This window comes from Paraburkholderia humisilvae (assembly GCF_902859855.1).
GTDB classification, from domain to species: domain Bacteria; phylum Pseudomonadota; class Gammaproteobacteria; order Burkholderiales; family Burkholderiaceae; genus Paraburkholderia; species Paraburkholderia humisilvae.
Genome location: NZ_CADIKH010000004.1, coordinates 215,913 through 229,445, shown reverse-complemented (window position 1 = coordinate 229,445; position 13,533 = coordinate 215,913). Strand labels below are relative to the sequence as shown.

The window sequence follows — 13,533 nt, the reverse complement described above, 5'->3', positions numbered from 1 at the left end:
TTTTCTGTTCTGCCGCTTCGTATCGACGTCTAGCGGAAGGCGCTCAGAAGCCTTCTGTTACCAGGTTCCAGGGATTGACCGGCCTCGCGCGCAAACGGTGTAATCACGAACGACCGACTGACATCGTCTGCAGAATGACCGCGTTCGTGTAAGCCTACCGGGGAAATGAATGGGACGCGAACAGAAGATCAACAAAGTGATCGCGACCTTGCCGCGCCACGTGCTGGCATGGTTGCGCCAGATGCAGCAAGCGGCGCCCGGGCAACGCAGCCTGGAATCCTTTAGCGAAGCGGAGTGGTCGCGGCTGATCGGTTTTCTCAAGGCTCTGCGTGCCGTTCCCGACGCGGACGTGCTGCCGGACCCGCGCAACCCGCACGCGATCGGCGCCTTTGCCTACGCGATCATGACCTGTGCGAAACGGTTGGGCCGCCTGCCGCCGGGATTCTCGACGGGCGTGCGTGCGATCGCGTTGGCGCCCGACTTCTACGATGATTCACTGAAGACAGTTAGTGGCGTGCGCGCCTATGCACCGTCGCTGGTCGGTCTCAGGCCGGTCGCCCGATCGGTTTACGCGCCGGGGCGCCATAACATCCGCCGTGTTTCCGTGCCCAGGTTTCTGTCGCACCTGACAGCGGAACTGGAAAGCCCATCGAAGGATAGCCGGCTCAGGGCGCAAGCGATTATTCGCGGCAAGGACAAGGAGTTTCGCCGCACCCAGGGGCTTGTCTACAGCCCGTTTATTTCGATGAACCGCGATGCCATTCGCCGCCTCGCCGCCGAAACGGATGGCGCGGATCTGATTGTCAGTCTGGAGCGCGGCGGCTCGTATGTTGCGGATCAGATAGGCGCGGTGCTGAGCGCACACGGCGGCCGGCGGATTCCGCATCTGCGAATTCCCAAGCCCAGCAGCGCGCAGCTCAGTATCATCCATGCGGAATTCCAGCGTGCCTTCCCACCTGGCGTTTCCGTTGGTGTCAAGGAGTTCGACAAGAAGACGTCGCACGTGCTGATGCTCGTGCGCACGGTCGAAACGATGCTGCGGCACGAGCCGGACAAGTCACTCAACCTGATCGTCACCGAGACGGTCGTTGGCGGTGGGTCGACCAACGGTCTTCTGATGGGGCTAGGCTATCTGCTGCGCCGGTACGACAAGCTTTGCATCCGGCTTCTTCTACACCGCCACACGTCGCATCAGGATGCACCGGAGAATGTCCGCGTGACCCGGGACGTCGACCTGACGAGCCAACTCTCCGATATCGTGCTGGCGTCCAGCGGCGGCCAGAAATTGCGGTTGACCAATTTCAGCGACGAAGTGGCGTCCCGCATCGCGCGCATTATGGAGCGACTGGATCGATACATCCCGGCGATTCGTGGTCCGGATCTACCGGGCCGCAACGGCCGATGGCACGCTCGGGCAAGAGTCTCGGTCGCGTCGGGGTTTTACGTTCTGGGCGAGGATATCGATGTATTTCTGTCAGGCCGCAGAACGGTCCAGGTGGGCGGTCAGTCTGCCAGTGTGGCGGCGCGAGCCCCGGTGATCATTTTCAGGAGCAACCGCGGCATCCTGATCGAACCCGGTTGCATGATGAATTCGCGTCAGCTGCTGCAAATGATCGTGGCCGGCGCGTTCGATTCTCTGATCGAGTCGCTTGGTATTCGCATCGAGGACCAGCCCGATGCCGATTCATTGGCGTTCAGTCATCGACGAGGATTTTAAGGGCGCAGCCGTGGCGCGAGGTCATTGCGGCAGGTGATGTACCGGCATGTTGAACGGCGTGCCCGAGGCGCCATCCAGCGACGTGAGAATCGTGTGCGCGGCGGCGACCCGGTCTTCCATCGGGAAATTCCGGTTACCGAGAATGACGATTCCAATGCGCTTCGCCGGAACGAACGCGACATACGCGCCGAAGCCATTAGTCGAGCCTGTCTTGTTGATCCACACATTGTCCATCGGCGGCAGCGGCGGCTCGATCGCCGTCGCAGGCGTCGCATTGAGCGCCATCGCGGGCGAGTTGCCGTCCAGCAGCGACTGCAATGCAACAGGGTACGGATACTGTTCCCAGATCAGGTCCTGCGTCAGCGGCCCTGCGCGGAAGTAGCCGGTGTGCGTATCCGTGATCGCACGCTGCAACGCTGCGTCGATCCTGATCAGCTTCATGTTGGCTTCGATAAAGCGCAGCACGTCGGCGGCCGTCGATTTGACGCCATACGCTTCGGATGCGAGCACGCCGCCCGCCATGCGAACCGGTTGGTCATCCTTCGTATAGCCCTGAGCGTAATCCGCCGCGCGGTCGACGGGAATGTCGATGAAGCTGCTCTTCAGACCGAGCGCGGGAAAGAGGCGCTGGTCGATCAGCGAATCGAAATCCTGTCCCATGCGCTTCGCGGTGATGAGCCCAAGTGTGCCGATGCCGACATTGCTGTACGTACGCGAAGTGCCGGGCGCATAGGTCGGACGCCAGGCGTCGAAATACCGCATCAACTGTGCGTCGTTCCGGATCTCGTCAGGCACCTGCAACGGGAGTCCGCCGGGCGTGTGCGTCCCCAGATTGAGCAGACTCACGCTGCCGAACGGACTGCCGCGCAGCGACGGCAGATCGGTCCCGACACGGTCCGCGAGCGATAACTGGCCGTTGACCTGCGCCCACGCAGTGAGTGTGGCCGTGAAGGTTTTCGTCACCGATCCGAGTTCGAACAAGGTGTCGTTCGTGACAGGCTGACGCGTTTGCGTCGACGCGACGCCGAAGTTGTAAACGGCAGGCTGGCCGTCGACGATGATGCCGACCGCTACGCCGGGAATCCCGTCTTTCGCCATCATCGGCCGGATTGCGTTGTCCACCGCTTGCTGGACGCGATCGTGCGCCGGGCTTTCCGCATGGCTCGCGCTTGGCGCGAGGCATAACGCGCAGAGCAGGCTCACCGCCGCCACGACGGGCTTTGAATTCCAGAACTGCATTGTCGAGGTTCCTCCCAGGCTATCCAGATTTCCGACGTTGACGAGCGACGGATCGCGGCGTTAGCGAACCTCACGGCGACGGCCAGCCGTCATCGCGTGCCGACGCCTGGGCGCAACCTCAGCTACCCCACCGCACCACGCCGGCGGCCGCGCAGGGACACCGTGAACCGTTGCTCCTGCTCGAAGTGCCGCCACTATTGCGTTTTCGAAGCCTGCTGGCAAACGATGATAAATTGGCCGTTGCCCAGGAAAAACTTATACCTCAGCCATGCGACCCTATCTGCCTCTGAACGCGCTGCGAGCCTTCGAATCGTCCGCCCGGCATTTGAGTTTCACACGCGCCGCGCTGGAGCTGAACGTCACGCAAGCGGCCGTCAGCCAGCAGGTCAGGACGCTGGAAGAGCGGCTCGGCGCGAGCCTCTTCAAGCGTTTGCCGCGCGGACTGGCGATAACCGACGAAGGCCTTGCGCTACGCCCGGTGCTAAGCGATGCGTTTGATCGCATCGAAGCCGTGTTGCGGCAGTTCGAAGGTGGGCACTTGCATGAGGTGCTGACCGTGGGGTCAGTCGGGACCTTCGCCGTTGGCTGGCTGATCCCGCGTCTGAAGTCGTTTCGCGATGCGCATCCGTTCGTCGAACTCCGTTTGATGACGAACAACAACCTCGTCGATCTGGCCGGGGAGGGACTCGACTTCGCGATCCGTTTCGGTGACGGCACCTGGCCGGGCTCGCGTGCGCTGAAGCTGTTCGACGCGCCGCTATCGGTGCTCTGCACGCCGGAAATCGCGCACCGTCTGCGCGTTCCCGCCGATCTCGCCGGCCAAACGCTGCTGCGCTCCTATCGCGCCGACGACTGGGCGAACTGGTTCAGCGCGGCGGGACTCGCGCCGCGTCCCGTGCGCGGCCCCGTGTTCGACTCATCGCGGCTGATGGTGGAAGCCGCGCTGCAAGGCGCGGGCGTCGCACTCGTGCCTGCGTCGATGTTCGAACGCGATCTGGCGACGGACCGCCTCGTGCGTCCGTTCGATATCGACGTGCACGCGGGCAGTTACTGGTTGACCTGGCAAAAGGCGAAACCCGCGACTGCCGCGATGCGCGCGTTCAGTCAATGGATCAAAAAGGAAGTGGATAGCGGCGCATCGGACGCCGGGACGGCCGGCGAACTCATGCCGCCTGAAACGCGCGTGAGCGAAGACGGGCCGCGGTAATCCGGCATACGCCGCAATGCGCGGTTATTCAGTGCCAAATGCCTTTATTTAACCGATTCGCGGGTTTATTTGTATCCGCATGGTTTGATCGCGCGAATGATGCCATTGGCATTGGTGAATATGCTTTTCCGGCATATTTCCACTAGAGGCAAAGCACATCAACTATTTCCGTGATTCTGGCAGGATAATCTATGCTTATTGCACCTGATCGCAAATTCACGGAGTAACAGCGAATTCTTTCAAATGACAGGTGACGGGCGCACGCGCCCCGGTCATCGTCTTCCAGAACAGGTGGGTCTATCATGTTCAGCGTCCATAAAGCGGTGTTTCCCGTCGCAGGCATCGACACGCGTTTTCTCCCCGCGACCAAATCAAGTCCCAAAGAAATGCTGCCGATCATCGATAAGCCCCTCATTCAATACGCAGTTGAAGAGGCGATTGCCGCCGGCATCACCGAACTGATTTTTGTCACCGGTCGCGGCAAGCGCGTCATCGAAGATCATTTCGACAAATCCTACGAAGTTGAACATGTGCTGATGGCGCGAGGCATGCAAAACCTGGTCGAAATCGTTCAGGACGTGATGCCGCGTCATGCCAAATGCGTCTATGTCCGGCAGGCTGAGCCGCTGGGACTTGGTCATGCGGTGCTTTGCGCGCAAAAGCTGATTGGCGACGAGCCATTTGCGGTCGTGCTGGCCGACGATCTCCTTGAAGGCCAGCCTCCCGTCCTCGAGCAGATGATCCATTTATTTAGCCACTATGACTGCTCGGTGCTCGCCGTCGAAGAGTTTGAATCAAGCGAAGCACCGGATCACGGTGTGATTGACGGAAGACACTGGGATGAACGCGTCATCAGCGTGTCCGGGATCGTCGAGAAACCGGCGCCGGAAAATGCGCCGTCGAACTACGGCATTGCCGGGCGCTACGTGTTGATGCCCGGCATCTTCGAGCATTTGCGCCCTGTGCGTCCGGACGCGCAAGGCCAGATTCATTTGACGCCCGCGATCGACTCGATGCTGAAGGACGAACAGGTGCTGGGATACGAGTTTGTCGGCACGCGTTATGACTGCGGCACCAAGCTTGGCTACCTGAAGGCAACGGTCGACTTCGCGCTGCATCACAAGGAAGTGCGAGATCCGTTCGGGGCGTGGCTGCATTCGCGCGTCGGCGATGTGCGTGGATAGGCGCTCGCGCATCCGCCATTACAAGCGCGCAACCGCTATCGAAGTGTGATGACCGAAAGCGGCCCGCACGATATGTTCGTGCCACTCGTGACGATCGTGAGCGTCGAGCCGGTGATGAACGCGGTGCCCGCGGTGGGTCAACATACGGCGGCCATACTCGCGGAACTCGAAGCGCAACGTGTTTCGCCGGTCGATTCCCGCTGAACGCGAAGCACCACCAGATCACGGCAAACGTTTTTGTATGCGCCGAATTGGCGCGCACTTGCACTGCGCTGGGGAATATCGAATACACGATTAATGTGCGCCTATCATGCGCTGATAGGTAAATTCACCTAGGCTTTCGTTTCTGCGGAATACGCGCGGCAACAAGGTGTTTTCACTCTAATTTGCGCAAGGGTCCGCACTTGATGAAACGCAATCTCTTCTTCCGTCTGCTCGCGCGGCTGCGCGTCGGCCGGAAGCTGTTGTTGATCTATCTGCTGGATTTGAGCGCAGTCGTTTTTATCAGCGGCATTCTGATTCACGAGAAGTACATCGCGATCGATTTCTCGAACAAGGAGATCGTCGGCAACGCTTATTTGCGCACGGTGCGCGAGGCGCTAGTCGAGGTGGCGTCGGCAGGGGCGGGCGCGCGTCCGCCGGCGCAGGCGTTGCGCGACACCGCGCGCGCGCTCGAAGATGCCGAGGCGCGCTATGGCGCGGCGATGCAAAGCGATGCGCTCAACCGGCGCGTACGCGATGGGCTCGTGCTGCTCTCGCGCGACGCGACGCCGAGCGCCGCCGAGGTGAGCGACGCGCTGCTCGCATGCCGCGAACTCGTGACACGCATCGGCAATCAGTCGAACCTGATTCTCGACCCGGACCTCGACAGCTACTATTCGATGTCGCTGTCGATCCTGCGCTACCCGGCGCTGCTCGACGCGGTCAACCAGATCGGCAGCGGCTTGCGCGGCGACCAGCAACCGGCGAGCGCGGACCTGATGCGCACGCGCTATCTGGTGCGCGAAGGCCAGCTCGATGCCGTGCTGCAAGGGTTGCGCACCGACTTCGCGGAGGCCGTGGCCGCGAACCCCGAAGTCGAACGCGCGCTGGGCCCGTCGATCGGACAGATGAACCACTCGGTCGAACAGTACCGGAGCGCGGCGCGCGCGATCGTCGAGCGCGGTGGCGGCGCGGATGCGGCCCGGTTCGCGGCGCTGGATGCCGCGCAGCAGCGCGCGGTGGCCGATGTCGGCCAGACGTGGCGCAAGACCGGTGCCGAGCTCGACCGGCTGCTGCATGAGCGCGTGCGTGAGCTGTTTGCGCGGATGTGGCTGCATCTGGGCACGGCGCTCTTCCTGTTGTTCGGGATTCTGGCGATGGTGTACACCGTCGCTCAGCAGATCTCGCGTCCGCTGCGCCAGCTCGCGCGCGTAATGGATACCGTGCGCCGCACCGGCGATCACTCGCTGCGCGCGCGCTGGCACAGCCAGGACGAGATCGGCGTGCTGGTGAACGGCTTCAACGAGATGCTCGAACAGCTCGATCGCGAGCGCGACGTGCAGAAGGAACTGGCGGCGACCGCGCGTGCATCGGCTGCGCAGTATGCGCTCGTCGAAGCCACACCGCTGCCGATGGTCGTGACCGCGGTGCCGGGCCACGAAGTGCTGCATGCGAACCGCCCCGCGCTGTACTGGCTGAACGGTTGCGCAATCGATCCATGGGCGCGCGGACTCGATTCGGGCACGCGCGCGCGTTTTTTCCAGCAACTGTCCGATCGCGAGGCGGTCGACGAATTCGAGGTGCACTGGAAAGCGACCGACGAATCGACATGGGCGATGCTGTCCGCGCGGCGCCTGAGCTTCCAGGGGCAGGACGCGATTCTGACCGCTTTCACGCCGATCAACCAGATCAAGCTGATGGAGCAGCGGCTCGAGTTGTGGGCCCGCGTGTTCGAGGCATCGTCGGAGGCGATCCTGATTCTCGACGACGCGTACCAGTTGCTGACCGCCAATGCGGCGTTCTACAGAACGACCGGTTATCGGTCCGACGACGTGATCGGGCGCCTGCCCGGCTTCATCGTCGACGGCTGGCCCGGCGATGGCAGCTTCGCGACGCTCGCGCCGACGGTCGATCGCACGAGCACGTGGAACGGCGAAGCGCAGGTGCGCCGCCGGCACGGCGGCGACTATCCGGCGTGGTTGATGGTGAGCGTCGTGCGCGACCCGCAGGGGCAGGTCACGCATTACATCTGCACGCTGATTGACATCAGCGATCGCAAGAAGAGCGAGGCGCGCATCCAGTTTCTCGCCGAGCACGACTTTCTCACGGAACTGCCGAATCGGGCGCTCTACAAGAAGCGTCTCGCGGTTGCGCTCGATACCGCGAAACGCACGGGCCGGCGCGTCGCGGTGCTGTTTATCGACCTCGACCGCTTCAAGGACATCAACGATTCGCTCGGTCATCATATCGGCGACGGCCTGTTGCGCTCGGTCGCCACGCGCCTCGTGCGCTCGGTGCGGCGCGACGACACCGTGAGCCGCCTGGGCGGCGACGAGTTCACCGTGATCCTGAATGGCGCGCAAAGCGCGGCCGACGTCGCGCAGATGATCGAGGAGCGGATGATTCCGCTGATCGGCGAGCCGCACGACGTCAACGGTATCGCGATGCACGTGTCGTGCAGCGTCGGGATCGCGATGTATCCGGAGGATGGGCTCGATATCGATACGCTGATGCAGAACGCCGACCTCGCGATGTATCAGGCGAAAGCGGCGGGGCGCAATCTCGCGAAGTTCTTCTCGCCGGACATGATCGAGCAAAGCCGGTTGCGGCTCGCACTCGAAGCGTGTCTGCGCACCGCGATCGAGCGTGACGAGCTGTGGCTCGCGTATCAGCCGTGCATCGACACGGCCAGCGGCGACGTGATCGCGGTCGAGGCGCTGCTGCGCTGGGACAGCACGGAACTGGGCCGCATGTCGCCCGCGCAGTTTATTCCGATCGCGGAAGAGACGCGTCTGATCGTGCCGATCGGCGCGTGGGTTATCGACGAGGCGTGCCGGCAGCTGGCGAACTGGCGCGATGGTCCGCTGGCCGGTCTCACACTGTCGATCAATCTGTCGGCGGTGCAACTGCGCGACGACGCGCTCGTCGATACGCTGAAGGCGAGTCTCGCGAAACATCGCGTCGCGCCGGCGAGCCTCGAACTGGAGATCACCGAATCGGTGCTGCTCGACGGCGCGCAGCGCAACATCGCGACGATCGGCGCGATACGGGCGCTCGGCGTGCGCATCTCGCTCGATGACTTCGGGACCGGCTATTCGAGCCTCAGCTATCTGAACCGCTTCCCGCTCGACCGGCTGAAGATCGATCGCACCTTTGTGCACAACAAGCTCGACAAGCCGACTGATCTCGCGATCGTCGAAGCGATTGTCGGCCTTGGGCACATGCTCGGCTTGCGGGTGGTTGCGGAGGGCGTCGAAAGCGAACGCGAGGCGAATCTGCTGCGCAGCATCGGTTGCGACGAACTGCAAGGGTTCTGGATCGCACGGCCGCTGTCGTCGGTGCAGCTCGACGACTGGATGCGCGAGCGGCGCACGGTGCGCAGCGCGGGCATCGTCGAGGCATAGCGGGCCGCGGGCCGCTATGCCTCGCTTCAGTTCTGGTCAGCCTGTCAGTCAGGCAAGGTCAAGCGTGCCCGTCATGTCGCCCAGTGGCGCAAGCCCGTTCTGCGCGAACGCGCGGTCGCGCGCGGCCACGCCCGGCAGAGGCTCGAGCCGATGCACGCGGCTGATGAATCGCAGAATCGAGTTGGTGTCGTAGACCGTGTGATCGACATAGCCCTTCTTCGCAAGCGGCGATACGACCAGCGCTGGAATGCGCGAGCCCGGGCCCCAGCGGTCGCCCTTTGGCGGTGCGACCGGGTCCCACCAGCCACCGTTTTCGTCGACCGTCACGATCACGACCGTGTTGTGCCATTGCGGCCCGCGCTGCAGATGATCGATGACCGCCGCGATGTGGCGGTCGCCGGATTCGACGTCGGCGTAGCCCGCGTGCATGTTCAGGTTGCCCTGCGGCTTGTAGAACACGACCGGCGGCAGCCGGCCCGCGTCGATATCGGCAATCAGCCGGTTGGTCGACGCGTCGTCGCCGACGCCCGCATCGCGCAGGTGTCGCGTGCGCGCCGCGGTGCCCGGCGCGTAGTTCGAAAAGTAGTTGAACGGCTGATGGTGATACTGGAAATCGGGCACGGCGCCGGTGTCCTGGTGCTCGAGCGCGTATTGCCAGGCGCCGGCGTACCACGCCCATTCGACGTCGCGGTCGGTGAGTCGGTCGCCGATCGTCGCGTAGTTCTGCGGTGGCAGCACCTTCGGGTCGGCCGGATTGGCCAGCAGCGGATTGCCGTCGGGCGCGGGCCGAATAAAGCTCGGCTGGTACGGCGGCGCCATCGTGTTCACCGCATAGCCGTCCGGCGTGAACAGGCCGTCGCGCACGAACTTCGGCGGGCCGTCGAGCGCGGAGGCGGGCGAGTTCGGCGCTGTCTTCAGTCGCGTGCCGAGCGGATCGTCGCCTTCGAGAACCGACACCTGGTTCTTCGCAGGGCTGTTCTGGATATCCGGATAGAGCGGCGCCTGCGCGGAAATCAGGAAGATATGGTTGAGCCACGAGCCGCCGAAGGCCGCCATGAAGAAGTTGTCGCACAACGTGTATTGCTGCGCGAGGCCCCAGATTTTCAGCGTGGCGGGCGAGCTGCGGTAATGGCCCATCACGAGGCCGCCCGAATCGCTCCATGCAGCGAACTGGTTATTGCGGCCGCCGTTGATCTGCATCTGGTTCTGATAGAAGCGATGCACGAGATCGCGGGTAATCACGCCATTGGGCAACGGCGCGCCTTGCGCGTCGGTCAGGTGAAACGGCTGGTTGCGCAGGTTCGCGATCTCGCGCTCGCTGATCGCGTAGCGCTTGCCGTCGACCACCTGCGCCTGCGGCACCAGCCCGCCCCAGATCGCCGGCAGGCGCGGCAGCGGCGTTGTGCCGTCGCGGTCGAACTGCACATAGGTCTGCGGCGTGGCCGAGTCGAGCGGATGCTGCAGGCCGGGGAAATTGCCGTACAGGTTCGCGAAGCTGCGGTTCTCCGCATAGATCACCACGATGTTCTTCACCTGGCCGTGCAGCGCGGCGTCCATGCGCAAGTCGGCGGCGCTCGCCGACGCGTTGCTCGCCGACGTCTGGCTCGCGGACTGGCATCCGGCCAGAACCAGCCCGGCGCCGACCGCCGCGAGGCCGGTCAGCACACGGCGGCGCTCGGGGTCGTCGGGCAGGTCGGGACCGGCGGCGGCAGTTGCGTCGGCAAGGCGGTTCGGATCGGTGTCATTCACGGGCGTTCTCCTTGACGCTGTGGTGGCGAGACAGGCGAGAGGGGAGCATCGATGCGCGTCGCTCGCACCGCATACTCGCACCGTTTGCCACCTGCGCGAAGCAGAAAAAACGAACCGGCTGTGGGCAAAACCGCTGCAGCGGCTGTCACGCGCGTGTCACACCAGGCGCTGCAACGAGCTCGTATGCGGTGCTGCGTCCGCCGCCGTCGGCTCGGCGCACGATTCCGGCCGCAATCAGCTCGTTGATGTCGCGCAACGCGGTGTCCGCCGAGCACTTCGCGATCGCCGCCCACTTGCTGCTCGTCAGCTTGCCGTCGAAGCCGTCGAGCAGCCGGTTCAGCAGCTTCGCCTGCCGTTCGTTGAGCGGTGTGCCGGCGATGCGTTGCCAGAAGCGCGATTTCGCCAGCACCGCGTCGAGCGTCTGCAGTGCCGCTTCGATCGCGCGCTGCAAGTTCTCGAGGAACCACCCGAGCCACATGGTGACGTCCGACAGGCCGCGCTGCGTGCGTTCGAGAATGTCGTAGTAGCTGCGCCGTTCGCGCTGGATCTGCGCGGACAGGCTATAGAAGCGCTGGCCGCTGTGGTCGAGCTGCGCGAGCAGCATGTCGCCGATCGCACGTGCGATGCGGCCGTTGCCGTCGTCGAAAGGATGAACGGTGACGAACCACAGGTGCGCGAGGCCGGCCTTGAGCACCGGATGGTGATCGTCGTTGTCGTTGACCCAATCGAGCAGGCGCGCCATTTCCGCCGCGAGACGCGGCGCGGGCGGCGCTTCGAAGTGCACGCGCTGCCGGCCGACCGGTCCGGACGCGACCTGCATCGGGCCTCGCGCATCGTCCCGGTACGCACCGACGCGAATCGCCACGAGGCCGCTGTACCCGGTGGGGAAAAGCGCCGCATGCCAGCCGAACAGCCGCTCTTGCGTGAGCGACGCGTTGCAGTGCAGGGTCGCGTCGAGCACCATCTCGACGACGCCCTCGACGTGACGGTCGACCGGCGCGAGTGCGCCGATATCGACGCCGAGCCGGCGCGCGATCGATGAGCGCACCGACCGCGCGTCCAGCGACTCGCCTTCGATCTCGCTGGTTTTGAGCACGTCCGCGGTCAGCGCGGCGAGGTTGGCCTCGCCGCGCTGCGCGATGCCGACGTCGTACATGCGACCGAGCAGCAGCCCTTGCGCGCCGGTGACGGCCGCAAGCGGCGCGGCGAGCGACGCGAGGTCGTACTGCCATTGCGGCCAGCCCGGCGCAGTCCAGATGTAGGGATAATCTCCGCTTTCCATGCGGAGATTATCGCGTGTATTCTCCGCAAGGGCAACCCGATCACCGCATTTCTTGCGGTGATTGCGCCCGGTTTCGCCGCATACCGGTAGGGCGATCGTATGTGCGGGCACCATGGTCGCGTTCAGCATCCGCAGAAGATGCCTAAATAGTAGGACTATATCGGGTGAATATTGACGCTTCGCGACGGACCGCAAAATCCTCCGACCGTTTTCCGTAGCTGCCGTATACCGGACTTGGCGTGCGCTATGCAGAGGGAATTGCGGTGTCGGGCGGCACTGCGAGGCTCGGGAAAACACCAATCACCGCCGTGTCGGTGCATGGATATAGTTTGGCTATTAATAGACCGGACTTACGGTATTCGCCGTCACGAACGGGGAGTCGCACGGAGCCGGCGCGAGTCGTACGTTTCCAGTTGGGCAGCTTGATCGGTAGTGCAGTGTTGTGAAAGGTGGCGCCGGCATCGTCCGTCGCGTGCCCGTAAGGACGCTCGCCTGCGGTAACGGCGCCAGAATAAACGATATAAATCCGGAGACAGGAAATGAATCACACGAGACGCCTGACACTCGGCGCGCTGGTCGGCTCGGCGCTGCTGTTCGCGGCGGCCATCAACGGCCATGCGGAAGACAAGAAGATCACGCTCGGTTTTGCGCAGGTCGGCGCCGAAAGCGCATGGCGTACCGCGAACACGGTGTCGGTCAAGCAGGCCGCGAAAGACGCCGGCATCAACCTGAAGTTTTCCGACGCGCAGCAGAAGCAGGAAAACCAGATCAAGGCGATCCGCTCGTACATCGCGCAGAAGGTGGACGTGATCGCATTTTCGCCGGTGGTCGAATCCGGCTGGGAGCCGGTGCTGACCGAAGCGAAGAACGCCAAGATTCCGGTGATCCTGACCGACCGTAACATCGACGTGAAAGACCAGTCGCTGTACGTGACGATGATCGGCTCTGACTTCCTCGAGGAAGGCCGCCGCGGTGGCCGTTGGCTCGAAGAGCGTTACAAGAACGACAAAGGCCCGATCAATATCGTCGAGCTGCAGGGCACGGTGGGCTCGGCGCCGGCCAACGATCGCCACGCCGGCCTGATGGAAGTGATCAAGAACGATCCGAAGTTCAAGATCATCGCGTCGCAAAGCGGCGACTTCACGCTCGCGGGCGGCAAGCAGGTGATGGAAGCGTTTGCGAAGACGTACGGCAAGCAGATCAACGTCGTGTACGCGCATAACGACGATATGGCGCTTGGCGCGATTCAGGCGATGGAAGAAGCGGGCCTGAAGCCGGGCACCGACATCAGCGTGGTGTCGTTCGATGCGACCAAGGGCGGCTTCGAAGCGATGATCGCGGGCAAGATCAACGTCGACGTCGAATGCAGCCCGCTGCTCGGACCGCAACTGATGACCGCGGTGAAGGAAGTCGTGGCGGGCAAGCAATTGCCCAAGCGCATCACGACCGAGGAAACCGTGTTCCCGATGAGCGTCGCCGCGCAGGTGTTGCCGCAGCGCAAGTACTGAGCATTAGTGGAGTAGGCGGGTCTGGCGCCGGCGCGATGCGCG

At 63.5% G+C, this 13,533-nt stretch carries 9 protein-coding genes; 6 read left to right on the top strand and 3 right to left on the bottom strand.

The window, feature by feature from the left end:
* Positions 1-169: 169 nt before the first annotated feature.
* Positions 170-1,717, top strand: a complete 1,548-nt coding sequence (locus tag HV796_RS05595) for a hypothetical protein (RefSeq protein ID WP_175225461.1) — start codon at positions 170-172, stop codon at positions 1,715-1,717.
* Positions 1,718-1,738: 21 nt separating this feature from the next.
* Here the strand turns inward: HV796_RS05595 and ampC are convergent, their stop codons facing one another.
* Positions 1,739-2,956 carry a class C beta-lactamase gene (ampC, locus tag HV796_RS05590; RefSeq protein ID WP_175225460.1) on the bottom strand — a complete coding sequence of 406 codons (1,218 nt, stop codon included), beginning with the start codon at positions 2,954-2,956 and terminating at the stop codon, positions 1,739-1,741.
* A gap of 268 nt (positions 2,957-3,224) precedes the next feature.
* On the opposite strand from ampC, the gene HV796_RS05585 reads away from it, so the two are divergent.
* The 4 genes from HV796_RS05585 (at position 3,225) to HV796_RS05570 (ending at position 8,952) form a co-directional block, all read left to right on the top strand.
* Positions 3,225-4,163: a LysR family transcriptional regulator gene (locus HV796_RS05585; RefSeq protein WP_175225459.1), complete on the top strand. Its 939-nt coding sequence runs from the start codon at positions 3,225-3,227 to the stop codon at positions 4,161-4,163.
* Positions 4,164-4,465: 302 nt separating this feature from the next.
* Complete coding sequence (gene galU / locus HV796_RS05580) at positions 4,466-5,347, top strand: UTP--glucose-1-phosphate uridylyltransferase GalU (RefSeq protein ID WP_175225458.1); 882 nt, start codon at positions 4,466-4,468, stop codon at positions 5,345-5,347.
* Between the two features lie 48 nt (positions 5,348-5,395).
* Positions 5,396-5,551, top strand: coding sequence for a hypothetical protein (locus HV796_RS05575; protein WP_175225457.1), 156 nt, complete (start codon positions 5,396-5,398; stop codon positions 5,549-5,551).
* A gap of 203 nt (positions 5,552-5,754) precedes the next feature.
* On the top strand, positions 5,755-8,952 hold the full coding sequence (locus tag HV796_RS05570; protein ID WP_175225456.1) for a bifunctional diguanylate cyclase/phosphodiesterase: 3,198 nt from the start codon (positions 5,755-5,757) through the stop codon (positions 8,950-8,952).
* Positions 8,953-9,000: 48 nt separating this feature from the next.
* Here HV796_RS05570 and HV796_RS05565 read toward each other — a convergent pair whose 3' ends face one another.
* Together HV796_RS05565 and HV796_RS05560 are read right to left on the bottom strand one after the other, a co-directional pair.
* Positions 9,001-10,701 (bottom strand): acid phosphatase, encoded by a 1,701-nt coding sequence (locus tag HV796_RS05565; protein WP_175225455.1) that lies wholly within the window; start codon positions 10,699-10,701, stop codon positions 9,001-9,003.
* A 145-nt stretch (positions 10,702-10,846) separates the two neighbouring features.
* Positions 10,847-11,983, bottom strand: a complete 1,137-nt coding sequence (locus HV796_RS05560; protein WP_175225454.1) for a Fic family protein — start codon at positions 11,981-11,983, stop codon at positions 10,847-10,849.
* Between the two features lie 539 nt (positions 11,984-12,522).
* Between HV796_RS05560 and HV796_RS05555 the strand changes: the two genes are divergently transcribed.
* Positions 12,523-13,491: an ABC transporter substrate-binding protein gene (locus tag HV796_RS05555; RefSeq protein WP_175225453.1), complete on the top strand. Its 969-nt coding sequence runs from the start codon at positions 12,523-12,525 to the stop codon at positions 13,489-13,491.
* Positions 13,492-13,533: the final 42 nt, after the last annotated feature.

Bases quoted from the DNA above. Each gene is read 5' to 3' on its own strand.
- HV796_RS05595 (WP_175225461.1), top strand. From the start codon at position 170: ATGGGACGCGAACAGAAGATCAACAAAGTGATCGCGACCTTGCCGCGC.
- galU (WP_175225458.1), top strand. From the start codon at position 4,466: ATGTTCAGCGTCCATAAAGCGGTGTTTCCCGTCGCAGGCATCGACACG.
- HV796_RS05570 (WP_175225456.1), top strand. From the start codon at position 5,755: ATGAAACGCAATCTCTTCTTCCGTCTGCTCGCGCGGCTGCGCGTCGGC.
- HV796_RS05555 (WP_175225453.1), top strand. From the start codon at position 12,523: ATGAATCACACGAGACGCCTGACACTCGGCGCGCTGGTCGGCTCGGCG.
- HV796_RS05585 (WP_175225459.1), top strand. From the start codon at position 3,225: ATGCGACCCTATCTGCCTCTGAACGCGCTGCGAGCCTTCGAATCGTCC.
- HV796_RS05575 (WP_175225457.1), top strand. From the start codon at position 5,396: ATGACCGAAAGCGGCCCGCACGATATGTTCGTGCCACTCGTGACGATC.
- ampC (WP_175225460.1), bottom strand. From the start codon at position 2,956: ATGCAGTTCTGGAATTCAAAGCCCGTCGTGGCGGCGGTGAGCCTGCTC.
- HV796_RS05560 (WP_175225454.1), bottom strand. From the start codon at position 11,983: ATGGAAAGCGGAGATTATCCCTACATCTGGACTGCGCCGGGCTGGCCG.